The sequence below is a fragment of the Embleya sp. NBC_00896 genome (genome assembly GCF_045207785.1).
Classification (GTDB): domain Bacteria; phylum Actinomycetota; class Actinomycetes; order Streptomycetales; family Streptomycetaceae; genus Embleya.
On the sequence record NZ_CP108776.1, the window covers coordinates 5,182,732 to 5,207,519 of the forward strand.

Genomic DNA, 24,788 nt, shown 5'->3' on the forward strand with positions numbered 1-24,788 from the left:
CGCCATGCCCCCTGTCAGCGAACGCGAAGCCCGCAAGGTCGCCGAGGAAGCGCGTCAACAGGATTGGGACAAGCCCAGTTTCGCGAAGGAACTGTTCCTCGGCCGCTTTCGGCTCGATCTGGTCCACCCCCACCCCGAGGCCGACGCGGAGGAGATCCGGCGCGGGGAGGACTTCCTCGCGATCCTGCGGGAGTTCCTCGCCACCCGCGTGGACCCCGCGGTGATCGAACGCGACTCGAAAATCCCGGACGAGGTACTCAAGGGCCTCGCCGAGATCGGCGCGCTCGGGATGAAGATCGACACCGAGTACGGCGGCCTGGGCCTGAGCCAGCTCTACTACAACAAGGCCCTGGTCCTGGTCGGTTCGGTCAACGCCGCGCTCGGCGCGCTGCTGTCCGCGCACCAGTCGATCGGCGTACCGCAGCCGGTCAAGATGTTCGGCACCGACGCGCAGAAGCGCGAGTTCCTGCCGCGCTGCGTGCGCGAGGTGAGCGCGTTCCTGCTGACCGAACCGGACGTCGGCTCCGACCCGGCCCGGCTGGCCACCACCGCGGTGCCGACCGAGGACGGCGAGGCGTACGTCCTCGACGGCGTGAAGTTGTGGACCACCAACGGCGTGGTGGCCGGCCTGCTCGTGGTGATGGCCCGGGTGCCCAAGGCCGAGGGCCGGCGCGGCGGCATCACAGCCTTCGTCGTGGACGCCGACAGCCCCGGGATCACCGTCGAGAACCGCAACGCCTTCATGGGCCTGCGCGGCATCGAGAACGGCGTCACCCGCCTGCACAACGTGCGGGTGCCCGCCGCGAACCGGATCGGCGCCGAGGGCGCGGGCCTGAAGATCGCGCTGACCACGCTCAACACCGGCCGGCTCTCGCTGCCCGCGATGTGCGTGGGCGCGGCCAAGTGGTCGCTCAAGGTCGCGCGCGAGTGGGCCGGCGAGCGCGAGCAGTGGGGCCGGCCGATCGCCGGACACGAGGCGGTCGCGGGCAAGATCGCGTACATCGCGGCGAGCGCGTTCGCCCTGGAGGCGGTGCTCGAACTCACCGCCCGGATGGCCGACGAGGACCGACGCGACATCCGGATCGAGGCCGCGCTCGCGAAGCTGTACGCGTCCGAGGTGGGCTGGCTGGTCAGCGACGAACTCGTGCAGATTCGCGGCGGCCGCGGCTACGAGACCGCCGCCTCGCTCCGGGCCCGCGGCGAACGCGGCGTGCCGGCCGAGCAGATGCTGCGCGACATGCGGATCAACCGGATCTTCGAGGGCTCGACCGAGATCATGCACCTGCTGATCGCGCGCGAGGCGGTGGACGCGCACCTGGCCGTGGCAGGCGACATCATCGACCCCGAGGCGAACCTCAAGGCCAAGGGCAAGGCCGCCGCCGACGCGGGCGTCTTCTACGCCAAGTGGCTGCCCAAGCTGGTCACCGGCAAGGGCCAGGTGCCCACCTCCTACCGCGAGTTCACCCCGGTCGACGGGCCCGGGCTGGCCCCGCACCTGCGCTTCGTCGAGCGCGCCTCGCGCCGGCTCGCCCGCTCGACGTTCTACGGGATGGCCCGCTGGCAGGGCGCGATGGAGCGCAAGCAGGGCTTCCTGGGCCGGATCGTCGACATCGGCGCCGAGCTGTTCGCGATGAGCGCGGTGTGCGTGCGGGCCGACATGCTGCGCCGCCAGGACCCGGAGCGGGGCCGGGCCGCGTACGAACTCGCCGACCTGTTCTGCCGCCAGGCGCACGTGCGGGTCGAGGAGCTGTTCGGGCGGCTGTGGACCAACACCGACGCGCTGGACGTCAAGGCGGTCGAGGGCGTGCTCGCCGGCCGGCACCTGTGGCTGGAGGAGGGTGTCCTCGACCCGTCCACGGAGGGCCCCTGGATCGCCGACGCGACCCCGGGACCGTCCAAGGTCGACAACGTGCACCGGCCGGTCGGCTGACCCGGCGCCGCGGCCGGCGGGCTCGACCCCCGCCGGCCCGGCCCGGCCCGGCCCGGCACGCCCGCCCCGGGGCAGGCACGTCGGGGCAATCGACGGACCTGCGCTCCCGCGCCCGGCGGCCCGGGACACAATGGTCGGATGGACTCCCTGGCCGATCCGTACGCGCCCTTCGCCGCCCCCGACCAGCCGACCGCCCGGCGGGACGTCGTCCTGCTCGGATCCACCGGGTCCATCGGGACCCAGACCATCGACGTCGTGCGTGCCCACCCCGAGCTGTTCCGGATCGTCGGCCTGTCCGCCGGCGGCGGTCGGGTGGACGAGCTCGCGCGGCAGGCGCTCGAACTCGAGGTCGAGGTCGTCGCGGTCGCCAAGGCGTCCGCCGCACAGGACCTCCAACTCGCCTTCTACGCCGAGGCGCAAAAACGCGGCTACGCCAAGGGGCGGTACAAGCTGCCGCGCATCCTCGCCGGCCGCAACGCCGCGGCCGAGCTCGCCGCGCATCCGTGCGACGTCGTGCTCAACGGCATCACCGGCTCGATCGGCCTGGCCCCCACGCTCGCCGCGCTGACCGCCGGCCGCACCCTCGCACTGGCCAACAAGGAGTCGCTGATCGTCGGCGGCCCGCTGGTCAAGGCGATCGCCAAGCCCGGCCAGATCGTCCCGGTCGACTCCGAGCACTCCGCGCTGATCCAGGCCCTGCGCGGCGGCCGGGCCGACCAGGTCGCGCGGCTCGTGGTGACCGCCAGCGGCGGCCCGTTCCGGGGCCGAAAGCGCGCGGACCTCGTCGACGTCACCCCGAAGGAGGCCGCGGCCCACCCCACGTGGGACATGGGCCCGGTGATCACGATCAACTCGGCGACCCTGGTCAACAAGGGGCTGGAGGTGATCGAGGCACACTTGCTCTACGACATTCCGTTCGACCGGATCGAGGTCGTCGTGCACCCGCAGTCGATCGTGCACTCGATGGTCGAGTTCGTCGACGGCTCCACGCTCGCGCAGGCGTCGCCGCCGGACATGCGGCTGCCGATCGCGCTCGGCCTGTCCTGGCCCGACCGGGTGCCGAACGCGGCGGCCGGCTGCGACTGGACCAAGGCGTCCACGTGGGAGTTCTTCCCGCTCGACCACGAGGCCTTCCCGGCCGTGCGGCTCGCGTGCGACGCGGGTCGGGCCGGCGGCACCGTGCCGGCCGTGTTCAACGCGGCGAACGAGGAGTGTGTGGACGCGTTCGTCGCGGGACACCTGAAGTTCAACGGCATCACCGACACGGTTGCCCGAGTGGTGGGCGAACATGATGTACGCGGGGACGGCAACCAGCTGACGCTGGAGGACGTCCTCGACGCGGAGGACTGGGCGCGCCGACGGGCACGCGAGATCATCGCCCACGGAGGAGAACCCCGTTGACCCTGTTCATGACGATCCTCGGCATCGTCGTATTTGTCGTGGGCCTGCTGTTCTCCATCGCGTGGCACGAGGCCGGACACCTGATCACCGGCAAGATGTTCGGCGTCCGGGTGCCGCAGTACATGGTCGGCTTCGGCAAGACGCTGTGGTCGAAGAAGATCGGTGAGACCGAGTACGGCATCAAGGCCGTTCCCGCCGGCGGCTACTGCCGGCTGATCGGGATGTTCCCACCGGACGCCGACGGCAAGATCCAGGCGCGCAGCACGTCACCGTGGCGCAGCATGATCGAGGACGCCCGCGAGGCCTCGTACGAAGAGGTCGGTCCGGGCGACGAGAACCGGCTGTTCTACCAGCGCAAGCCCTGGCAGCGGACGATCATCATGCTCGCCGGGCCGTTCATGAACCTGATCCTGGCGATCGTGCTGTTCGCGGTGTTCCTGATGGGCTTCGGGATCAACCAGCCCAGCACGACGGTGGGCACCGTCTCCGAGTGCGTGGTCAGCGCCGACGCCAAGACCGACAAGTGCCCGCCGGGCGCGCCGGACGCTCCCGGCAAGGCGGCCGGGCTCCGGGCCGGCGACCGGATCCTGACCTACAACGGGGTCAAGATCACCGACTACGACAAGCTGCGCGACCTGATCCGCAACACCGAGGGCCAGGCGACGATAGTGGTCGACCGCAAGGGCGAGCGGATCACGCTCACCCCGACGATCGCCCGCAACAAGGTCGCCAAGCTCGACGGCAACGGGATGGCGATCCCGAACCAGTTCGTCGAGAACTCCGGCTTCCTCGGCTTCGGCCCCGCCAGTGGCATCCAGCGGCAGAGCGCCGGGCAGTCCGTCGACTACATGGTCGACATGGTCGACAACGCCTTCCACAGCCTCCTGCGCATCCCCCAGAAGGTGCCCGCCCTGTGGGGCGCGGCCTTCCAGGGCGACGAGCGCGACCAGGACTCCCCGGTCGGCGTGGTCGGCGCGGCCAGGGTCGGCGGCGAGGTCGCCTCGCTCGACATCCCCGCGTCGCAGCGGGTCGGCATGATGATCTTCCTCGTCGCGGGCTTCAACCTGTCGCTGTTCCTGTTCAACATGCTGCCGCTGCTCCCGCTGGATGGCGGACACGTGATCGGCGCGTGGTGGGAATCGATCCGCCGCAGGCTCGCGAGCCTGCGCAAGAAGCCCGATCCGGGCCCGTTCGACGTCGCGAAGCTGATGCCGGTCGCCTATGTCGTGGCGATCGTCTTCATCGCCTTCACCGGCCTGGTGCTGATCGCCGACCTGATCAACCCGGTCAAACTGACCTGACGTCCGACAAGCCGGTCACCCCCACCCGCTCCGACCCACCTTGTGTCGATCAGGCAACAGGTGCGTCGGGGCGGGGGTACGGGCGCGTCCGGAAGGGCGGGCGGTGGCGTAGCGTTGTGTCGACCTACCGCGTCGACCCACGGGACTTAAGCGAAGATGACCGCGATCCAGCTCGGAATGCCGTCCGTACCTGCCCGGCCCCTCACGCCGCGCCGCAAGTCACGGCAGATCATGGTCGGCAACGTGGCCGTCGGCGGAGACGCCCCGGTGTCGGTGCAGTCCATGACCACCACCCTCACGTCCGACGTCAACGCCACGCTGCAACAGATCGCCGAGCTGACCGCCTCCGGTTGCCAGATCGTCCGGGTCGCCGTCCCCTCGCAGGACGACGCCGACGCGCTGCCCGCGATCGCGCGGAAGTCGCAGATCCCGGTGATCGCGGACATCCACTTCCAGCCCAAGTACGTCTTCGCCGCGATCGACGCGGGGTGTGCGGCGGTCCGGGTCAACCCGGGCAACATCAAGCAGTTCGACGACAAGATCGCCGAGATCGCCAAGGCCGCGTCCGCCGCGGGCACCCCGATCCGGATCGGCGTCAACGCGGGATCGCTGGACAAGCGCCTGCTGGAGAAGCACGGCAAGGCCACACCGGAGGCTCTCGTCGAGTCGGCGCTGTGGGAGTGCTCGCTGTTCGAGGAGCACGACTTCCGCGACATCAAGATCTCGGTCAAGCACAACGACCCGGTCGTGATGATCGAGGCCTACCGGCTGCTCGCCGAGCGCTGCGACTACCCGCTGCACCTGGGCGTCACCGAGGCCGGCCCCGCGTTCCAGGGCACGATCAAGTCCGCGGTCGCCTTCGGCGCGCTGCTCGCGCAGGGCATCGGCGACACCATCCGGGTCTCGCTCTCGGCCCCGCCGGTCGAGGAGATCAAGGTCGGCAACCAGATCCTGGAGTCGCTCGGGCTGCGCAAGCGCGGCCTGGAGATCGTCTCGTGCCCGTCCTGCGGGCGTGCCCAGGTCGACGTGTACAAGCTCGCCGAGCAGGTCACCGCGGGCCTGGACGGCCTCAAGGTGCCGCTGCGCGTGGCCGTCATGGGCTGCGTCGTCAACGGCCCCGGCGAGGCCCGCGAGGCGGACCTGGGCGTCGCCTCGGGCAACGGCAAGGGCCAGATCTTCGTCAAGGGCGAGGTGATCAAGACCGTTCCCGAGTCGAAGATCGTCGAGACCCTGATCGAGGAAGCCCTCAAGCTCGCCGAGCAGATGCAGGCCGACGGCGTGATCAGCGGCGACCCGGTCGTCGACGTCTCCTGACCGGACGCCATCCGACCGGATCAATCCACTCGCCCACGCGAGTGACAGATCGTTGATGTGCCCCTACCCCCGGTAATCCACCCCGATCATCGAGACACGTGATCGGGGCGCCCGCCCCGGGGGAAGGGCGCCGCGCGTGAGACGCATCATCGTGGCCGGGCTGACCGCAGCCGGCATGGTCGCGGGAATCGCCGCCGGGCCCGCGCTCGGCGACCGGCCGCGGACCCATCCGCTCGTGCGGGTGTCGCCGGGCATCGGCTGGGGCGCGTGCCCCGCCGACCTCGACGACCCCGGGCTGCGCTGCGGAACCCTGGAGGTCCCGCTCGACCACGCGCGCCCCGACGGGCCCACCACGACCCTGGGCGTCTCGCGCGCGCAGGCGAGCGGCACCGGACCCCGCCTGGGCACCATCGTGGTCAACCCCGGCGGCCCGGGCGGCGGCGGCATGTGGCTGGCCGGCATGGTGTGGAGGGCGCTGCCCGAGCACATCCGGCAGCGGTACGACGTGGTCGGCGTCGACCCGCGCGGCAACCACCACAGCGACCCCATCTCGTGCGTCGACGCGAGCTTCGCCAAGGCCCCCGGGCCCGACCCGGTGCCCGGCGACGCGCAGGCCGAGCAACGACTCGTCGACCGCGCCCGGGCCTACGCGCGCGGCTGCGCCGAGCGGGCCGGCGACCTGCTGCCGCACCTGGGCACGCTGGAGAACGCGCACGACCTCGACGCGGTCCGCGCGGCCCTGGGCGAACCGCGGCTCGACTTCATCGGCTGGTCGTACGGCACCTACCTCGGCGCCGTGTACGGGCAGCTGTTCCCCGAGCGGGTCGGCCGGATGATCCTCGACAGCGTCGTCGACCCCCGCCCCGACCAGGTCTGGTACGGCGCCAATCTGCGCCAGGACGTCGCCTTCCAGAGCCGGTGGCGGGACTTCACCGCGGCCGTCGGCCCGGACATCGAGGACGTCTTCGCCCGCACCCTCGCCGGCGTCCGGGCCCGGCCCGCCGGCGACGTGGTCGGCCCCGCCGAGCTGTTCGACCTGGCCACCCGGACCCTGTACAACTCCCGGGCCTGGAACGAGTTCGCCGGGGTGCTGCGGGCCTACGACCGGGGCGACGCCGCCGCGCTCGCCGCGCGGTACACCCCGCCCACCGCGCAGGACGCCAACGGGACCGCGATCTACACCGCCGTGGAGTGCCACGACGGACCGTGGCCGCGCGACTGGGGGGTCTGGGACCGCGACGCCAAGGCGCTCGCCCGGACGGCTCCGCTGGTCACCTGGTCCAACACCTGGCTGAACGCCCCCTGCGCCTTCTGGCCGGTGCCGGCGCGCGCGCCGCTCGCGATCGACGGGCACGACCTGCCGCCGGTGCTGCTGATCCAGGGCACCCGCGATCCCGCGACCCCGGCCGCCGGGGCCTCGGCGCTGCACGCCGCGCTGCCGTCCTCGCACCTGATCACCGTCCAGGACGAGGGCGACCACGGGATCCTCGCGTTCCAACCCAACGACTGCGTCCTGAAGGCCGCCGCGGCGTATCTGGCCGACGGCACGCTCCCGGCGGGCCGCGACTCCACCTGTGAGGCATCGTGACCCGCGCCGTCCGCGTCCTGCTCGCCGGCGCGCTGACCGCCGCCGCCCTGACCGCCGCGACCCCCGCGCGGGCCGGCGCCGAGGCGATCACGTGGGGCGACTGCCCGCCGGGGACGTCGGCGGGGGAGCGCTGCGGCACGATCGCCGCGCCGCTCGACCACGCGCGCCCGGCCGGCGAGCGGATCAGGGTCGGCGTCTCGCACGTCGCGGCCACCGGGACCGCGGCCGAGCGCCAGGGCATCCTCGTGGTCAACTTCGGCGGCCCCGGAGCATCGTCGGTCGGCTCGATGGCGGCCCTCGCCGGCGGCCTGCCCGAGCGGGTGCGCCGGGCGTACGACCTGGTCGGCTTCGACCTGCGCGGGCGCGGCACCAGCACCCGCGTCGAGTGCGTGGACACCGAGACCTTCGGCCGCGCGCCCAAACCCGACCCGGCCGCGGCGCGCACCCGGGCGGCGCACCGCGCCGCGACCCGCGCGTTCGCTGGCGGGTGCCGGGCCGCCGCCCCGGACCTGCTGCCGCACCTGTCGACCCGGGACATCGCGCGCGACCTCGACCTGGTCCGGGCCGCGTTCGGCGAGGAGCGGCTCACCTTCCTGGGGTATTCGTACGGGTCCTACCTCGGCGCCGTGTACGGGCAACTGTTCCCGAGCCGGGTGCACCGGATGCTGCTCGACAGCCTCGTGGACCCGACCCGGGTCTGGTACGAGACCGGCTTCCTCCAGGCCCGGGCGTTCCACGCGCGCCACCGGGACTGGGCGGAGTGGACCGCCGAGCGGGCCGACCGGTATCACCTGGGGGCGACCCGGGCGGCCGTCCTGGCGAGCTGGGACCGGCTCCGCGCCCGGCTCGCGGCGGCCCCGGCGGGCGGCGTGTTCGGCGGCGTCGAGCTGGACCAGTACACGATCGGCAATCTGTACACCGACCAGGACTGGCCGAGCCTGTCGGCCGCGCTCGCCGGGTACGACGCGGGTGATCCCGGACCGCTGATCGCCGCGAAGCGCCCCGCGACCGCCGAGGCGGTCAACTTCGAGTCGGTGTTCCAGACCGTCTCGTGCGCCGACGCGCCCTTCCCGGCCGACGAGGCCACCTTCGAGCGCGACATGGTCCGGCTCCGGGCGCGCTACGGCGCCCTCGGCGCGGCCATCGCGTCCCCCGGCGCGTGCCTGTACCTGCAGACCAACACCGCACCGCCGACCAGGATCGACGGGGCCGGGTTGCCCGGGGTGTTGCTGATCCAATCCGTCGGCGACCCCGCGACGCCGTACGAAGGGGCGCTGAACCTGCACGCGGCGCTACCGTCCTCGCGGCTGCTGACGGTGCGCGGCAACGGCAACCACGGGCACTACCTTGTCGACGGTCCGTGCGTCGACGACCGCGGTACCGCCTACCTGGTCGACGGGAGCCTGCCCGAGACCGACATCGAAACCGAGTGCGACGGCGCTTTGCCGGAGCCGAACACCCGCAGCCTGGGGGTCGTTCGCCCCCACCGGTGACCGGCCCACCGCGGCCGGCGCGGGCTGGCCGCGGATCCCCTTGCCGCCCGGGCGGCGCACAGGGCTTCGACCTGCATAGGGTGGTGCCGCAATGAGTGGCATTTCCACTGGGTCCGCCTGATGGCATGGTGAGGCACGTGCTGAGCTCGGTTTCCACCAAAGTCCTGGACGGGACCGACCTGTCCGCTGTCCAAGCGCTGCTCGACCGCGACCCCGTGACGAACGTGTTCGTCGCGTCCCGGGTGCGCCTCGCCGGTGTCGATCCGTGGCGCCTCGGCGGCGAGCTGTGGGGCTACTACGAGGGCGGCCGGCTCACCTCGCTGTGCTACGCGGGCGCGAACCTGGTCCCGGTCGAGGCCGGGCCCGACGCCATACGGTCCTTCGCGGAGCGCGCGCGCCGGCAGGGTCGGCGCTGCTCGTCGATCGTCGGCCCGGCCGAGGCGGCCGGGAACCTGTGGCGGCTGCTCGAACCCGTATGGGGTCCCGCGCGTGACGTCCGGCCGGTCCAGCCGCTCATGGTCATCACCGAGCCCTCCCGGGACGTGCCCGCCGACCCGCTCGTCCGGCGAGTGCGGCCGGACGAGCTGGACCTGGTGATGCCCGCGTGCGTGGCGATGTTCACCGAGGAAGTCGGCGTCTCGCCGCTGATCGGCGACGGCGGCACGCTCTACCGTGCCCGGGTGGCCGAGCTGATCGCCGCGGGTCGCGCGTTCGCCCGGATCGAGGACGGCAAGGTGATCTTCAAGGCCGAGATCGGCGCGGTCACCCGGCACGTCTGCCAGATCCAGGGCGTGTGGGTGGCCCCGGAGCGGCGCGGCGAGGGCCTGTCCGAGATCGGCATGGCGGCCGTCGTGCGGCACGCGCTGGGCGAGGTCGCGCCGGTCGCGAGCCTGTACGTGAACAGCTACAACGGCGCGGCCCGGGCCGCCTACCGACGGGTCGGCTTCGCCGAGATCGGCGCCTTCATGAGCGTCCTGTTCTGATGGAGTCGCAGCTCTGATGGAGTGGCTGAACTGATGGAATGGATGTGCAGGGTCGCCGACCTCGCCGCGTACGCCGACGAGGCGGTCGCGGTCCAGGCGTACGCCTTCGGGCTCGCCGACGACGAGATCGCGGTGCGGCAACGGATAATGCGTCGGCACGCGACGTTCGAGGGCGTGCGCTCGCTCGGCGCGTTCGACGCCGACGGTCGGCTGGTCGGGTTCGGCTACGGCTACCCCAACCTCACCGACCAGTGGTGGAGCCTGGTGATCGAACCGCACCTGGCCCGCGAGGGGCACCGCGGCTGGCTCGACGAGTCGTTCGTGGTCGGCGAACTGCACGTGCTGCCGCGTTGGCAGGGGCACGGGATCGGCCGCACTTTGATCACGATGCTGTGCAAGGGACAGGACCGGGACCGCATCCTCCTGTCGGCCCTCGACGAACAAACCCCGGCCCGAAAGCTCTACCGCGCCCTCGGCTTCACCGACCTGGCCCGCCCGGTCCTGTTCCCGGGCAACAACCGCCCGTACACGGTCATGGGCGCCACGCTGCCATTCGACTAGACAGCCCGTCCGGCGTCGATGAGGCCACCTCGCCAAGGGCCGGGCCCGATCAGCCCTGCCGGCGCTTGAGGCCAAGTAGCCCGGCTGGCGTTTGAGGCCAAACAGCCCGGCCGGCGTTTGAGGCCAAACAGCCCGGCCGGCGCTTGAGGCCAACCAGCCTCAGGCCAACCACTCCGCGACCGAAAGCAGGTCCTCCCCGGCCGGGTCGGAGACCGACACGCACCACAGGCCCAGCGCCAGCGACTGCACCAGCGCCCACCCACGCACCCGCTCCGGATCCAGGTCGAGCGCGTTCGCGAGCCACGTCACCCGCCGGCGCACCAGCGCCTGGGGCCGCACCTCGGCGACCACCGTGGCCATCCGGTCCCGCACCAGCGGGCCCAGATCGAAGGCCCGCTCGCCGAGCATCGGCCGCGGGTCGATCGCGAGCCACTTCGCCCGCGTGCCGGCCAGCACGTTGCCGTGGTGGCAGTCGGTGTGCAGGACGACCGTCTCCGGCTGCGACGCGGCCAGCTCCCGGCACAGCGCGACGGCCTCGTCGACGAGCGCCTTCGGGCACGGAGCGGCCAGGTCCGCGTGCCGCCGCGGGATCGATTCGGCCCAGTGCTCGGCCCGGTCCGCGACCGGCTCGATCGCGCAGTCGGCGGGCGGGGTCACCCACAGCTTGCGGATCACCTCGGCGGCCTCCAGCATCGCCCGGTCCTCGGCCAGTGAGCGCAGCGACACATCCGGCCGCAGGCGCTCCAGCAGCAGCGCGCCGCGCTCCGGATCGGCTTCGAGCAGCCGGACCGCCCCGACGCCGTCCCACAGCGCGAGCGCCGTGGCCTCGTGCGCGGTGTAGCGGTCCATGAAGCCCAGCTTGAGCGTGGCCGGCGTCCCGTCGGTCCGCCGGACCAGGAAGGTCAGGCTCAACGCGCCACCGGGGATGATCGGCCGCTCGACGGTCAGCCCCCAGCGGTCCGCGTACTCGGCGACCGCGCTCGGCAGCCCCGCCAGCCACGGACGCGCCGCCTCCTCGCCGCACCAGCGCAACGCCGTCCGGGTCAGCCGCTCCGGTACCTCGACCCGATCGCTCACGCGCGGCCACCCGCCGTCGGAGTCCCCGAGCCGGTCGGCGCGGGCATCCCGGGGAAGGCCGTGCTCGCGCCCCGCCACCGCACCGCCCACACCGCGCTCTCCCGCAGCCAGAGCGCCGCTTCGTCCCGCAGCGGATGCTCGGCCGCCGCCACCAGCGCGCCCAGATGCAGTGCGACCCCGTCCTCCAGGTACACCGCGAGCTTCGTCGCCTCGGCCGGCGTGGCCACCGCGAACGGGATCGTGTACGCGGGTGCCGCCGCCTGCGCGACCGCGCCCCGATCGGTGATCAGCCGCGTGATCGCGTCGCGCCGCCCCCGGTGCGCGTCCAGCGCGGCCCGGGCCTGCGTCTGCGTGGCGCCGGCCAGCCTGCCGCCCACCACGCCGTAGCCGTAGACGGCCGCGTGCTCCGCGTCCAGCGCGCCTTGCAGCGCCTTGACCGCGGGGCCGGCCGAGGGCTTGGCCCCACTCGTGGGTGTGCTCACGGTGCGCTCCGGATCAACTGGGCGTGGCCCGCCAGGCACGCGGCGGTGGAGGCGAGCCGGCGCGCGAGCTCGGGCGAGACGTCGGCGAGGCCGATCAACCGCTCGTCGGAGACCTGCTGGGCCCGGTCCGCGAGCGCGCCGCCCGCGACGGCGGGCTCCGCGGGTCCCGGTACGGCGGGCGGCGCGCTCGGCGTGCCCCGGCCGGCGAAGGCGGCCAGGTGTGCGCGCAGTTCGGCGGACAGCGGTCGCAGCGGTTCGGCGAGGGCCGCGTTCCGCGCCGCGGCCGCCTCGTAGCCCGCGAGCAGCGCCCCGGTCGTGGCGTACGCCCGTTCGCGTGCCGCGTCGTCGATCCCGGCCTTGCGTCGACCCTGGTCAGAGCCCCCGCCGCCGTCGTCGCAACCGGCGACGGTGACGGCGATCGTCGCCGCGGTCACGGTGCCGAGGACGGCCCGTCGCGTCGGCCCCGCGTCGCGCATGCGTCCCGCTCCTGACCCTCGTCGGTGATGTCGGTGGTCGGCCTCCGGCCGTGTCGGACGCTATCGCATATGCGGGCGTGCGGACCTCGGTGGACATCCGGCGTACGCCGGCCGGACGTGCGCGAGATGGCTCGCGGACCGGATACTGTTGTCCTTCCACGCCCCGCTCCGGCGGTCGACGCACTTGAGACAACAGCACACACGCAGCCGAGGAGTCACCCGGATGAGCACCACCACATTGGACCGGCTGCGGGAAATGCTGGAACCAGTGGTATCGACGACGAGCGTGGACCTCGAGGAACTCTCCTTGAGCCCCGCCGGCAAGCGCCGTGTGCTCCGCGTGATCGTGGCCGCCGACAACGGCGTCGATCTCGACAAGGTCGCCGAGGTCAGCCGAGCCGTCTCGGACACCCTCGACGCGAGCGACGTGATGGGCGGGCTGCCCTACACGCTGGAAGTCACCACCCCGGGCGTGGACCGCCCGCTGACGCTGGAGCGCCACTGGCGCCGCGCGGCCGGCCGTCTGGTCCAGGCCCAGCTGAACGACGACACCACCGTGACCGGCCGGGTCACCGCCGCCGACGCCGAGGGCGTGGAGCTGGACGTCGACGGCAAGCCCCGACGCCTGGCGTACGACGCGGTGGCCAAGGCGGTCGTGCAGATCGAGTTCAACCGCAAGAACGCGGAGGCGGCGGAAGCCGCCGCCGAGGACGAAGACGTCGACGACGAGATCGACGACGACACCGACAACGACGACACCATGGACGAGGAGGCGTAGGACGTGGACATCGACATGAGCGCCCTGCGCGGGCTTGAGCGCGAAAAAGAGATCAAGTTCGACCTCCTGGTCGAGGCCATCGAATCGGCCCTGTTGATCGCCTACCACCGCACCGAGGGCAGCCTGCCCAAGGCACGCGTGGAGCTGGACCGATCCACGGGTCACGTCACCGTATGGGCCACCGAGACCGACGAGGCCGGGCAGCGCGTCCGCGAGTTCGACGACACCCCCGACGACTTCGGTCGGATCGCGGCGACCACCGCCAAGCAGGTGATTCTGCAGCGACTGCGGGACGCCGAGGAGGAGATCACGTTCGGCGAGTTCGCCGGCCGTGAGGGCGAGATCGTCGCCGGCGTGGTCCAGCAGGGCAAGGACAACCGCAACGTCCTGGTGGACCTGGGTCGCATCGAGGCGATCCTGCCGCCCCAGGAGCAGGTGCCGGGCGAGCGGTACGCGCACGGCATGCGCCTGCGTTGCTATGTCGTACAGGTGCGGCGTGGGCCCAAGGGGCCGTCCATCACGCTCTCGCGCACCCACCCCAACCTGGTGCGGAAGCTGTTCGCGCTGGAGGTCCCGGAGATCGCCGACGGTTCCGTCGAGATCGCCGCGATCGCCCGCGAGGCCGGCCACCGCTCCAAGATCGCCGTCTACTCCACGCGTGCCGGGCTCAACCCCAAGGGCGCGTGCATCGGGCCGATGGGCGCACGTGTGCGCGCCGTCATGGCCGAGTTGAACGGCGAGAAGATCGACATCGTCGACTGGTCGGACGACCCCGCACGGATGGTGGCGAACGCGCTGTCGCCGGCGCGGGTGAGCAAGGTGGAGGTCGTCGACCTCGCCGCGCGCTCCGCCCGGGTGACGGTGCCCGACTACCAGCTCTCGCTGGCGATCGGCAAGGAGGGGCAGAATGCCCGACTTGCCGCGCGGCTGACCGGATGGCGTATCGACATCCGGCCGGACACCGAGACCGGTGAATCGGACGACCGGCAGCGGTCGGCCGAACCAGGTCGCGGTGAGGAGCGGTAGACTTGAACGTGTCTGGTCGCAGGCGTGCCCGAGCATGCCCCCGTACAAGGTCGGAAAAGCAGGAAATCACTGCTTCTCCGTGCCGAACATGCGTGGGTTGTCGGCAGCGTGCGGCCAAGGCCGACCTATTGCGGGTCGTGGCGGTCGAGGGCAGTTGTGTCCCCGATCCCCGCGGCCGAATGCCCGGGCGGGGAGCGCATCTGCACCCCCATCCGGAGTGCCTGGCCCAGGCGGAGCGTCGCAAGGCGTTCGTTCGGGCTTTGCGCGTGCCGGGGCCGCTGGACTCGGCACCACTGCGTGCTTACTTGAGCGGTGATGGGTTGTCAGAGGTCGGTCGGACAGGTCCAGCGAAGCAGTACCTCGCGAGTCGGAAGTAGGTCGAGATTGCGATGAGCACTCGATGAGTACGCGATGAGTACAGACATGCGGTAGTGACGGTCCGGCGGACGACCAACCCCGGACCAGAAGGAGCGACGTGGCAAAGGTCCGGGTATACGAACTCGCCAAGGAGTTCGGAGTCGAGAGCAAGGTCGTCATGGCCAAGCTCCAAGAACTCGGTGAGTTCGTTCGTTCGGCGTCCTCGACGATCGAGGCGCCGGTTGTTCGCAAACTGACAGAAGCACTCAAGACGGAAGGCGGGCCCGCCCGCCGGCCCCAGCGTCCCGCCGCGACAGGCGCGCCGCAGGGCACCCCCAGCTCTCCGCAGGGCGCCGCGACGCGTCCTGCACCCGCTCCGGGCCCGCGCCCGGCGGGTGCGCCGACGCCGGGCCCGCGCCCGACGCCGCGCCCGGCCCCCCAGGGCAGCACCGCCGTACCGGTCGTGCCCAGCGCGCCGGAGCCCGCCGAGCCCGCCCAGCCGTCTCGCGCGGCCGAGCGTCCGGCGGCCCAGGCGGGTCCGCGTCCGGCCGGCGCACCGGCTCCGGGCCCGCGCCCGGCAGCGGCGCGTCCCGCCGAGCGCGGTCCGGCCGAGCGTGGCCAGGACCGCGGTCCGGCCGAGCGCGGTCCGCGTTCGGACCGTCCCGCGGCCGCCTCGTCGGGTCCCTCGGCGGGTGGCCGTCCGGGTCCGCGTCCGGCCGGTGCCGGTCAGGGCGGCCCCGGTGGTCGTCCCGAGCGTGGTGGCGACCGTCCCGAGCGTGGCGAGCGTCCGTCCGGCCCCCGTGCCGGTGGCGCCCCGTCCGCCGGTGGCGCCCGTCCCGCGGGTGCCGGTCAGGGTGGTGCCGCCCGTCCGGGTGGCACGCGTCCCGCCGGTCCGCGTCCGGGCAACAACCCCTTCACCTCGGGCAGCACCGGCATGCCGCGGCCGCAGGCCGCAGGTGGTGCCGGTCGACCGACTCCCGGTGGCATGCCGCCCCGTCCGCAGGGTCCTGCGTCCGGTGGCCCGCGCCCGGGTGGTTCGGGTGGTCCCGCAGGTCCCCGTCCGGGTGGTAGCGCCGGCCCCGGTGGCCCGCGTCCGAACCCGGGCATGATGCCCAACCGTCCGGCGCCCGCTCGTGGCCCGGGTGGTCCCGGTCGTCCCGGCGGTGCGCCGGGTCGTCCCGGTGGTCCCGGTGGCGGCGGCGGTCGTCCGGCCGGTGCCGGTGGCGGCGGCGGTGGCGGTCGTCCCGGCGGTGGCGGTGGCGGCTTCGGCGGTCCCCGTCCCGGCGGTGGCGGTGGCGCTCCGGGTCGTCCCGGTGGCGGCGGCTTCGCCGGTCGTCCCGGTGGCGGCGGTCGTGGTGGCCCCGGTGGCCGCGGCGGCACGCAGGGTGCGTTCGGTCGTCCCGGTGGGCGTCCGGGCCGCGCGCGCAAGTCGAAGCGTCAGCGTCGTCAAGAGTTCGACAACATGCAGGCTCCGTCCGCCGGTGGCGTGATGGCCCCTCGCGGCAACGGGCGTGTCGTCCGACTGTCGCGCGGTGCCTCGCTCACCGACTTCGCGGAGAAGATCAACGCGAACCCCGCGGCTCTGGTCCAGATCATGTTCAACCTGGGCTCGCTGCTCACCTCGACCCAGTCGGTCAGTGACGCGGAGCTCCAGATCCTGGCCGGCGAGCTCGACTTCGTGATCCAGATCGTCTCCCCGGAGGAGGAGGACCGCGAGCTTCTCGAGTCCTTCGACCTCGAATGGGGCGAGGACGAGGGCGACGAGGACGACCTCGAGGCGCGTCCGCCGGTCGTGACCGTCATGGGTCACGTCGACCACGGCAAGACCCGACTCCTGGACGCGATCCGCAAGACGAACGTGATCGCGGGCGAGGCCGGTGGCATCACCCAGCACATCGGTGCCTACCAGGTCGCGACCACGGTCAACGACATCGACCGCAAGATCACCCTCATCGACACCCCCGGTCACGAGGCGTTCACCGCCATGCGTGCCCGCGGCGCCAAGTCGACGGACATCGCGATCCTCGTGGTCGCGGCGGACGACGGCGTGAAGCCGCAGACGATCGAGGCGTTGAACCACGCGCAGGCGGCCGGCGTGCCGATCGTCGTCGCGGTCAACAAGATCGACAAGGAAGGCGCGGACCCGACCAAGGTTCGTGGCCAGCTCACCGAATACGGGCTCGTCGCCGAGGAGTACGGCGGCGACACGATGTTCGTCGACATCTCGGCGAAGCAGGGCATGGGCATCGACGAGCTGCTCGAAGCGGTCGTGCTGACCGCGGACGCGGCTCTGGAGCTCACCGCCAACCCGCACCAGGAAGCCCAGGGCATCGCGATCGAGGGTCACCTCGACAAGGGCCGCGGCCCCGTCGCGACCGTCCTGGTCCAGCGCGGCACGCTGCACATCGGCGACGCGATCGTGGTCGGCGAGGCGTACGGCCGGGTCCGCGCGATGATCGACGAGAACGGCAACAACCTCACCGAGGCCACGCCGTCCCGTCCGGTCATGGTGCTCGGCCTGACCGCCGTGCCCGGTGCCGGTGACAACTTCCTCGTGGTCGAGGAAGAGCGCACCGCGCGCCAGATCGCCGAGAAGCGGGCGGCCCGCGAGCGCAACGCGCTCCTGGCCCGTCGTTCGAAGCGGATCTCGCTCGAGGACCTCGACCTGGCCCTCAAGGCCGGCGAGATGCAGCAGCTCAACCTCATCCTCAAGGGTGACGGCTCCGGTTCGGTCGAGGCGTTGGAAGACGCCCTGCTCAACCTGGATGTCGGCGACGAGGTCGAGCTGCGGATCATCGACCGGGGTGTCGGTGCGATCACCGAGTCCAACGTCAACCTGGCGATGGCCTCGGACGCGATCATCATCGGCTTCAACGTGCGGCCCGAGGGCCGTGCGCGGACGATGGCGGACCGCGAGGGCGTCGACATTCGCTTCTACTCGGTGATCTACCAGGCCATCGAGGAGATCGAAGCCGCGCTCAAGGGCATGCTCAAGCCCGAGTACGAAGAGGTCCAGCTGGGCACGGCGCAGATCCGCGCGGTGTTCCGCTCCTCCAAGCTCGGCAACATCGCGGGCTGCATGGTCACCGGTGGCACGATCAAGCGCAACACCAAGGCGCGGATCATTCGCCAGGGGGCTGTCGTCGCCGACAACCTCAACGTCGAGGGCCTGCGTCGCGAGAAGGACGATGTCACCGAGGTCCGCGAGGGCTTCGAGTGCGGTATCAACCTTGGTTCGTTCAACGACATCAAGGTCGAGGACACCATCGAGACGTTCGAGATGCGGGAGAAGCCGCGAGGCTGACCTTGTAGGTCGAACGGTTCGAACCGCTGAGACAGCACGACGGATCCGCCCGGTGCACACCGGGCGGATCCGCCGTCTCGCAGCACCAGAAGGTCAGCGTGACCAGTCGTATCCGGGCCGCGACGTGCGTGCCCGGCTCTTTTCGTCGGCGCCCTCAGCGGCCCCGACCCGAGGCCTCCCGGGCCGGCCAGGCCCGTCGCCTATGTTTGTGGGAACCATCAGCCTCGACGTGCTGTTCGGCGATGTGCACTCGTTGAAGGAAAAACGATCTTTGATCCGCCCCATCCTGGCGGACCTTCAGCGCAAGAATGCCGTTGCCGCCGCCGAGGTGGAGCATCAGGATTTGCATCGACGCAGCGTGATCGGCATCGCGGTGGTCTCCGCGACTGTCGAGCGGTGCGCCGAGGTGTTGGACAGCTGTGAACGGCTGGTCGCCGGCCGGCCCGAGTTGGAGTTGCTCTCCGCGCGCCGCAGGGTGTTCGGGGACGACGACTGAGCGGCGGGCCGATGATCGGGCCGTACAGACGCAGAACAACGAGTACACGAGCGGCCCCGCGTCCGGTGATCCCGGGCGCGGGGGGTTCCGCCGAAATGCCGAGCAATCGCAGGAGGATCAGTGGCCGACACCGCGCGGGCGCGCAAACTCGCGGACCGTATCCAGGTCGTGGTCGCGGAGACCTTGGAGCGCCGGATCAAGGACCCGCGCCTCGGGTTCGTGACGATCACCGCCGCACGAGTGACCGGTGACCTCCGTGAGGCGACCGTGTTCTACACGGTCTACGGCGACGAGACCGAGCGCGCGGCGACCGCCGCGGCGCTGGAGAGCGCCAAGGGCGTCCTCCGCAGCGAGGTGGGCCGCCAGACCGGCGTGCGTCACACGCCGTCGCTGACGTTCATCGCCGACGCCCTTCCGGACAACGCCAAACTCATCGACGATCTCCTCGCCCGGGCGCAGCAGGCCGATGCGGCGGTACGCTCAACCGCCGCGGGCGCCGGCTATGCCGGTGACGCGGACCCCTATCGGACCCCGGCGGTGGACGACTCCGACGACGAGCCGGAGGCGGAGACCAAGGGGGATACACAGGAGGGCGACCGACCTTGACACCAGGCGTGGCGGCGGACCGGGACCCCGGCCAGGCCGCGGGAGCGGAGCCTTGGACCGGTGACGGTCCGGGCTCGGAGGTACGACGGCCGCCGACCGCGCCGGGTGCGGCCGAGTGGGACGAGGCGGTCCGCCTGATCCTGGCGGCCGAGGACATCACCCTGCTGGCACACGTCAGCCCCGACGGCGATGCGCTCGGTTCGGCGCTCGCCGTCGGGCTGGCGTTGCGCGAGCTGGGCCGGACCGTGCGGGTCTCCTACGGCGACGACCCCCTCGTGGTGCCGTCGTCGCTCGAGTTCCTGCCCGGTCAGGACCTGCTCGTGCCGCACGACGAGGTGCCCGAGGCGCCCGAGCTGGTCGCGGTCTTCGACGCGGCCGGATCGGCCCGGCTGGGCCTGCTCGAGGCCAAGGCCAAGGCGGCCCGCACGCTGTTGGTGGTCGACCACCACGCGTCCAACACGCGCTTCGGCACGCACCACCTGATCGACGTGGCGGCGCCCGCGACCGCGGTGCTCGCCGACGAGCTGGTCACCCGACTCGGGGCGACGCTCACCGCCGACATCGCGACCGCGCTGTACACGGGCCTGGTCACCGACACGGGCTCGTTCAAGTACGTGGGGACCACGCCCGAGACGCACACCTTCGCGGCTCGGCTGATGGCCACGGGCATACGGCACGACCTGATCCAGCGGGCGATCTGGGACACCTGCCGGTTCGGTTATCTCAAGGTGCTCGCCGCCGCGCTCGCGGGGGCCGAGCTGGACGCCGAGGCGGCCGGGGGCCTGGGCCTGGTGTCCACCGTGATCACCCGTGCGGAACGGGCCGAGCACGGGATCCGCCTCGACGAGATCGAGGGCGTGATCGATGTGGTCCGCAAGAGCGGCGAGGCCGAGGTCGCGCTGGTGCTCAAGGAGGACGACGACGGCGCGCTGCGCGCGTCCGCCCGCTCCAAGGGCGCCGTGGACCTGGGACGCGTCTGCGGGGCCTTCGGCGGCGGCGGACACGCCTTCGCGGCCGGATTCACCGCATATGACCCACCGGCCGAGGTGGTGGCCCGATTCCGGGACCTCCTCGCCGACGCACTACTGCCGGTCGCGCCGGCGCACGCAACCCCGGGAGACGACGCGTGAAGCGCCGCAACGCAGGACCCCCGCCGCCCGACGGCCTCGTGATCGTCGACAAGCCGGCCGGACTCACCTCGCACGACGTGGTGGGCCGGCTCCGCCGGATCGCCGGCACCCGGCGGGTGGGCCACGCGGGCACGCTCGACCCGATGGCCACCGGGGTCCTGGTGATCGGCATCGAGAAGGCGACCCGCCTGCTCGGCCACCTCGCGCTCACCGAGAAGCAGTACGACGGGACGATCCGGCTCGGGCAGAGCACGGTCACCGACGACGCCGAGGGCGAGGTCAGCGAGACCGCCCCGGCCGGGCACGTGCCCGACGAGGCGATCACGGCCGGCATCGCCGCGCTGACCGGTCCGATCATGCAGGTGCCGTCCAAGGTGTCGGCGATCAAGATCGACGGCAAGCGCTCGTACTCGCGCGTGCGCGACGGCGAGGAGTTCGAGCTCGCGGCCCGGCCGGTCACGATCTCGGCGTTCGAGGTGCTCGCGATCCGCCGCGACGGCGACACGATCGACCTCGACGTGAGCGTCACCTGCTCGTCCGGCACGTACATCCGCGCCCTCGCGCGGGACCTGGGCGCCGGGCTCGGCGTGGGCGGCCACCTGACCGCGCTGCGGCGTACCCGGGTCGGCCCGTACGCCCTCGACCAGGCCCGCACGCTCGAACAGCTGGAGGAGTCCTTCGGCGTCCTGCCGATCGCGGCGGCGGCCACGGCGGCCTTCCCGCGGCGCGAGGTCACCGAGGACCAGGCCCGCGCGGTCTCGCACGGCGGCCGGCTGCCCGCCGACGACAGCGAGGGCCCGGTGGGCGTGTTCGGCCCCGACGGCACCTTTCTCGCACTGGTGGAGAACAAGCAGGGAGTGGCTCGGCCGCTCGCCGTGTTCGTGGGCTAGCCGGCACCAGCCGCTGTCCGGGGACACGGCCCGGCCCGCGGGGTGATCGTCGCCACGGCGGGGCCGCGATCGGACCGGGCCGCATACGTGGGAGGCTGGACCCGCTACACGTCACGAAGAACGAGGAGCGGTTACGGTGCAGCGTTGGCGGGGCTTGGAGGACGTCCCCAGCGATTGGGGACGCTCCGTCGTCACGATCGGGTCCTATGACGGTGTGCATCGCGGGCACCAACGGACGATCGGCCAGGCGGTCGAGCTCGGCCGCGAGCGCGGACTGCCGGTGGTCGTGGTCACGTTCGATCCGCACCCGAGCGAGGTCGTCCGCCCGGGGAGCCACCCGCCGCTGCTGACGCCGCACTATCGGCGCGCGCAGCTGATGGCGGACCTGGGTGTGGACGCGGTGCTCGTACTGCCGTTCACGCTGGAGTTCTCCCGGCAGAACGCGGTCGACTTCGTCCGCCAGGTCCTGGTGGACACGCTGCACGCGGCCGTGGTCGTGGAGGGACGCAATTTCCGGTTCGGCCACAAGGCGACGGGCAACGTCGCGCTGTTGGAGGAGTTGGGTGTGGCGAACGACTTCACCGTCGTCGAGCCGGAGCTGTTCGTCTCCGGCGAGGTGACCTTCTCGTCGACCGTCGTGCGCGGCCGGGTCGCCGAGGGCGACGTCGCGGGCGCGGCCGAGCTGCTCGGGCGACCGCATCGGGTCGAGGGCGTCGTGGTGCGCGGGGACCAGCGCGGGCGCGAACTCGGCTACCCGACGGCCAACCTGGAGGTGCTCCCGTACACGGCGATTCCGGCCGACGGGGTGTACGCGGGCTGGCTGGTCATCGAGGGCGAGCGGCTGCCGGCGGCGATCTCGATCGGCACGAACCCCACCTTCGACGGCACCGAGCGACGGGTCGAGGCGTACGCGCTCGACCGCACCGACCTCGACCTGTACGGCATGCACGTTGCCGTGGACTTCCTCGAATACCTGCGCGGGACCGAGAAGTTCGACTCGATCGACGACCTGCTCGAACACATGGCGCGCGATGTGAAGCGGGCCCGCGAGCTGATCGACGCGGCCGGCTGAGCCGGTCCGCACCGCTGCACGAAGGGCCGCCCCGGATGTCGAAATCCGGGGCGGCCCTTCGGCGTACGGTGGTCAGCCCTGCTGCGGCCAACCGCCCGGCGGGGGCTGCTGGTAGTACGGCTGTTGCTGCTGCGGTGGCTGTTGGTGTTGCGGGTGTTGTGGTTGCTGCGGGTTCTGCGGTTGTTGCTGCGGTTGCTGCTGTTGGTATTGCTGCTGCTGTTGTTGCGGGTAGCCCTGGGGCTGTCCCTGCTGCGGCTGCCCGTAGTAGGGCTGTTGCGGTTGCTGCTGTTGGTATTGCGGCTGCCACTGCTGCTGTTGGTCGGCGGTCTGCGTGCGGTGGAAGTCCTCGGCGACGAGGGCGGCCAGCTCGAAGTACGCCTCGCGGGTCTTGGGCCGCATCATCTCCAGGTCCAACTCCGCGCCCGCCGACAGGTGTTCGTCGAACGGCACGACGACGACCGCGCGGCAGCGGGTCTCGAAGTGGGCCACGATGTCCTCGGTCTTGACCATCTTGCCGGTCTCGCGCACGCCGGAGATCACCGTGATGCTGTTGGCGACCAGATCGGCGTAGCCGTGCGCGACGAGCCAGTCGAGCGTCGTGCTCGCGCTGGTCGCGCCGTCGACGCTGGGCGTGCTGATCACGATGAGCTGGTGCGCGAGGTCGAGCACGCCGCGCATCGCGCTGTAGAGCAGGCCGGTACCGGAGTCGGTGAGGATGATCGGGTACTGCTTGCCCAGCAGGTCGATCACCTGCCGGTAGTCCTCGTCGTTGAACGTCGTGGACACGGCCGGGTCGACGTCGTTGGCCAGGATCTCCAGGCCGCTGGAGGCCTGCGACGTGAAGCGCCGGATGTCCATGTAACTGTGCACGCGGGACATCGAATTGACCAGGTCGCGGATGGTCGCGCCGGTCTCGCGGCGGACGCGGCGGCCCAGCGTGCCGGCGTCCGGGTTGGCGTCGATCGCGATCACCCGGTCCTGCCGCTCGGTGGCGAGCGTCGAGCCGAGGGCCGTGGTGGTCGTGGTCTTGCCGACGCCGCCCTTGAGGCTGATCACCGCGATCCGGTAGCAGCCCAGGACGGGCGTCCGGATCCGTTCGAGCCGTTCGGCCCGGCGGGCGTCGGCGGTCTTGCCGCCGAGCCGGAAGCGCGGGGTCTGCCGGCGCGGCTGCGGTTGCTTGCGCAGCAGCCGGTCGCTGGTCAGCTCGACGGCGGCGGTGTAGCCGAGCGGTGCGCCGCCGACGGTGCGGGCGGGGGCGCCGGCGCCCTCGGGGGACCAGGCCTGCTGCTGTGGGGTGGCCTGGTTGGCCGGGTTGTAGGGCTGGGGGGCTTCCGGGGCCGGGTTCTGCGGGTTCTGCGGACCTTGCGGGCCCTGGGGGCCCGGTCCCTGCGGGCCGGGTACGCCGTGCGGCGGGGTGCCTTGGGCGTACGGGTTCTGCGGCTGACCCTGGGCGGGCTGCCCGTAGGCCGGCCCGCCGTACGGCGGCTGCGCCTCGTGGGCCTGGGGGCCGGGGGCGCCGTGGCCGTACGGGTTCGGGGCTTGCTGCTGCGGTGCCTGCGGTGCCTGCGGTGCCTGTGGGCCGGGCGCGCCGTGTGGGGGCGTGCCCTGGGGGTACGGGTTGTGGCCCTGGTTGGGGTCGGGCTGCGGGTACGGGGTCTGGGCGTGCGGTGCCTGCGGGCCGGGGGCGCCGTGTGGGGGGGTGCCCTGGGCGTACGGGCCCGGGGCCTGGTTGTACGGGCCGGGTGCCTGGCCGTACGGGGGCTGCTGCGCGCCCTGCGGCGACTCCGGCGGTCCGGCCTCGTCGTTGGTGCCGAACGCGCGCCGCATCCACGAGCGCTCGTCCCGCTGCTGCGGGGGCTGCACCGGCTCGCCGCTCGGGGGCGGCAACGGCTGCGAGGAGTTCGGCGGCGGCAACGGCTGCCCGGTGGGCGGCGGTGCGGCACCGCCCCACGCCTCGCCGTTGCCGGGCGCCGCGCCGCTCCACCCCGGCGGGGGCATCGGTGCACCGTGCGGCGGCGTCATCGGGCGCGGCGGGCCGGCGGCCTGCGGCTGGGCCTGCTGCGGGATGGCGGAGGGCGGGGGCATGTCGTCGGTGATCGGCGCCATCAGCCGGGTCGCCGGGTCGGACAGCGGAGCGCCTTGGCCCTGGCCCGGGTACTGCTGCTGCGGTTGCTGGGGCTGGGGGTACTGGGCGGCGTTGGGCTGCGGTGCCTGCTGGTAAGGCGGGTACGGCGCGGCGGGCGGCGGCTGGTGGCCCGCGGGTTGGCCCGGGGCCTGCTGCGGATGGCCGCCGACCTGCGGCGGGGCGTCGTCAACCGGGCCCTGGCCCTGGTGCGGGACCGCCGGCGGCGGCTCCGCGGTCCGTACCTCGGGCTGGGGCGCGGACGGCGCGGGCGGCGCGGGCTGTTCGGCGACGGGCTGCCGCGGGGGCTCGAACGGCTCGGGGGCCGTCGGAGGAGCCTGTTCGGGCGGGTTCACGGGCGAGTTCACGGGCGGGTTCAGCTGAGCGTTCGCCGGCGCGGG

21 protein-coding genes are annotated in these 24,788 nt (G+C 72.4%); 17 read left to right on the top strand and 4 right to left on the bottom strand.

Going from position 1 to position 24,788, the window contains the following annotated elements; translation table 11 throughout:
• The first annotated feature begins 4 nt into the window (after positions 1-4).
• From OG928_RS23575 to OG928_RS23610, 8 genes are all read left to right on the top strand, one after another.
• A complete protein-coding gene (locus OG928_RS23575; RefSeq protein WP_406287008.1) occupies positions 5-1,930 on the top strand; it encodes an acyl-CoA dehydrogenase family protein in 1,926 nt (641 codons plus the stop codon).
• Between the two features lie 138 nt (positions 1,931-2,068).
• A complete protein-coding gene (gene dxr / locus OG928_RS23580) occupies positions 2,069-3,331 on the top strand; it encodes a 1-deoxy-D-xylulose-5-phosphate reductoisomerase (protein ID WP_406287011.1) in 1,263 nt (420 codons plus the stop codon).
• Between the two features lie 8 nt (positions 3,332-3,339).
• Positions 3,340-4,632, top strand: coding sequence for a M50 family metallopeptidase (locus OG928_RS23585; protein WP_406291153.1), 1,293 nt, complete (start codon positions 3,340-3,342; stop codon positions 4,630-4,632).
• 156 nt (positions 4,633-4,788) lie between these two features.
• Positions 4,789-5,946 (top strand): flavodoxin-dependent (E)-4-hydroxy-3-methylbut-2-enyl-diphosphate synthase, encoded by a 1,158-nt coding sequence (gene ispG / locus OG928_RS23590; RefSeq protein WP_406287013.1) that lies wholly within the window; start codon positions 4,789-4,791, stop codon positions 5,944-5,946.
• Positions 5,947-6,082: 136 nt separating this feature from the next.
• The gene (locus OG928_RS23595) at positions 6,083-7,534 is read left to right on the top strand and encodes an alpha/beta hydrolase (RefSeq protein WP_406287016.1); all 1,452 of its coding nucleotides are present in this window, start codon (positions 6,083-6,085) and stop codon (positions 7,532-7,534) included.
• Positions 7,531-9,027, top strand: coding sequence for an alpha/beta hydrolase (locus OG928_RS23600; RefSeq protein WP_406287019.1), 1,497 nt, complete (start codon positions 7,531-7,533; stop codon positions 9,025-9,027). Before OG928_RS23595 ends, OG928_RS23600 begins: the two co-directional genes overlap by 4 nt.
• Before the next feature lie 125 nt (positions 9,028-9,152).
• Entirely contained in the window at positions 9,153-10,010 is an 858-nt protein-coding gene (locus tag OG928_RS23605; protein WP_406287021.1) for a GNAT family N-acetyltransferase, read from the top strand.
• A 33-nt stretch (positions 10,011-10,043) separates the two neighbouring features.
• Positions 10,044-10,571, top strand: a complete 528-nt coding sequence (locus tag OG928_RS23610) for a GNAT family N-acetyltransferase (protein ID WP_406287024.1) — start codon at positions 10,044-10,046, stop codon at positions 10,569-10,571.
• Positions 10,572-10,730: 159 nt separating this feature from the next.
• On the opposite strand, the gene OG928_RS23615 is transcribed toward OG928_RS23610, so the two are convergent.
• Genes OG928_RS23615 through OG928_RS23625 form a run of 3 tightly spaced genes read right to left on the bottom strand, consistent with a single transcriptional unit; the run spans position 10,731 to position 12,606 of the window.
• Complete coding sequence (locus OG928_RS23615) at positions 10,731-11,648, bottom strand: aminoglycoside phosphotransferase family protein (protein ID WP_406287026.1); 918 nt, start codon at positions 11,646-11,648, stop codon at positions 10,731-10,733.
• Positions 11,645-12,130 (bottom strand): ferritin-like domain-containing protein, encoded by a 486-nt coding sequence (locus OG928_RS23620; protein WP_406287028.1) that lies wholly within the window; start codon positions 12,128-12,130, stop codon positions 11,645-11,647. The genes OG928_RS23615 and OG928_RS23620 overlap by 4 nt, the downstream gene beginning before the upstream one ends.
• Positions 12,127-12,606 carry a hypothetical protein gene (locus OG928_RS23625; protein ID WP_406287029.1) on the bottom strand — a complete coding sequence of 160 codons (480 nt, stop codon included), beginning with the start codon at positions 12,604-12,606 and terminating at the stop codon, positions 12,127-12,129. Before OG928_RS23625 ends, OG928_RS23620 begins: the two co-directional genes overlap by 4 nt.
• Before the next feature lie 223 nt (positions 12,607-12,829).
• On the opposite strand from OG928_RS23625, the gene rimP reads away from it, so the two are divergent.
• The 9 genes from rimP to OG928_RS23670 all read left to right on the top strand — a co-directional run bounded on the left by rimP (position 12,830) and on the right by OG928_RS23670 (position 22,265).
• A complete protein-coding gene (gene rimP / locus OG928_RS23630; RefSeq protein WP_406287030.1) occupies positions 12,830-13,384 on the top strand; it encodes a ribosome maturation factor RimP in 555 nt (184 codons plus the stop codon).
• 3 nt (positions 13,385-13,387) lie between these two features.
• Positions 13,388-14,410: a transcription termination factor NusA gene (gene nusA / locus OG928_RS23635; protein WP_406287032.1), complete on the top strand. Its 1,023-nt coding sequence runs from the start codon at positions 13,388-13,390 to the stop codon at positions 14,408-14,410.
• Between the two features lie 8 nt (positions 14,411-14,418).
• Positions 14,419-14,787, top strand: a complete 369-nt coding sequence (locus OG928_RS23640) for a YlxR family protein (RefSeq protein WP_406291155.1) — start codon at positions 14,419-14,421, stop codon at positions 14,785-14,787.
• Positions 14,788-14,885: 98 nt separating this feature from the next.
• Positions 14,886-18,071 carry a translation initiation factor IF-2 gene (gene infB / locus OG928_RS23645; protein ID WP_406287034.1) on the top strand — a complete coding sequence of 1,062 codons (3,186 nt, stop codon included), beginning with the start codon at positions 14,886-14,888 and terminating at the stop codon, positions 18,069-18,071.
• A 202-nt stretch (positions 18,072-18,273) separates the two neighbouring features.
• Positions 18,274-18,567: a DUF503 domain-containing protein gene (locus OG928_RS23650; RefSeq protein ID WP_406291156.1), complete on the top strand. Its 294-nt coding sequence runs from the start codon at positions 18,274-18,276 to the stop codon at positions 18,565-18,567.
• A 120-nt stretch (positions 18,568-18,687) separates the two neighbouring features.
• Positions 18,688-19,173: a 30S ribosome-binding factor RbfA gene (gene rbfA, locus OG928_RS23655; protein ID WP_406287035.1), complete on the top strand. Its 486-nt coding sequence runs from the start codon at positions 18,688-18,690 to the stop codon at positions 19,171-19,173.
• Positions 19,170-20,303, top strand: coding sequence for a bifunctional oligoribonuclease/PAP phosphatase NrnA (locus OG928_RS23660; RefSeq protein ID WP_406287037.1), 1,134 nt, complete (start codon positions 19,170-19,172; stop codon positions 20,301-20,303). The genes rbfA and OG928_RS23660 overlap by 4 nt, the downstream gene beginning before the upstream one ends.
• Positions 20,300-21,193 (top strand): tRNA pseudouridine(55) synthase TruB, encoded by an 894-nt coding sequence (gene truB / locus OG928_RS23665; RefSeq protein WP_406287039.1) that lies wholly within the window; start codon positions 20,300-20,302, stop codon positions 21,191-21,193. Before OG928_RS23660 ends, truB begins: the two co-directional genes overlap by 4 nt.
• Positions 21,194-21,329: 136 nt before the next feature.
• On the top strand, positions 21,330-22,265 hold the full coding sequence (locus tag OG928_RS23670) for a bifunctional riboflavin kinase/FAD synthetase (protein ID WP_406287042.1): 936 nt from the start codon (positions 21,330-21,332) through the stop codon (positions 22,263-22,265).
• Positions 22,266-22,337: 72 nt separating this feature from the next.
• Here OG928_RS23670 and OG928_RS23675 read toward each other — a convergent pair whose 3' ends face one another.
• Positions 22,338-24,755 carry an AAA family ATPase gene (locus OG928_RS23675; protein WP_406287044.1) on the bottom strand — a complete coding sequence of 806 codons (2,418 nt, stop codon included), beginning with the start codon at positions 24,753-24,755 and terminating at the stop codon, positions 22,338-22,340.
• Between the last annotated feature and the right edge of the window lie 33 nt (positions 24,756-24,788).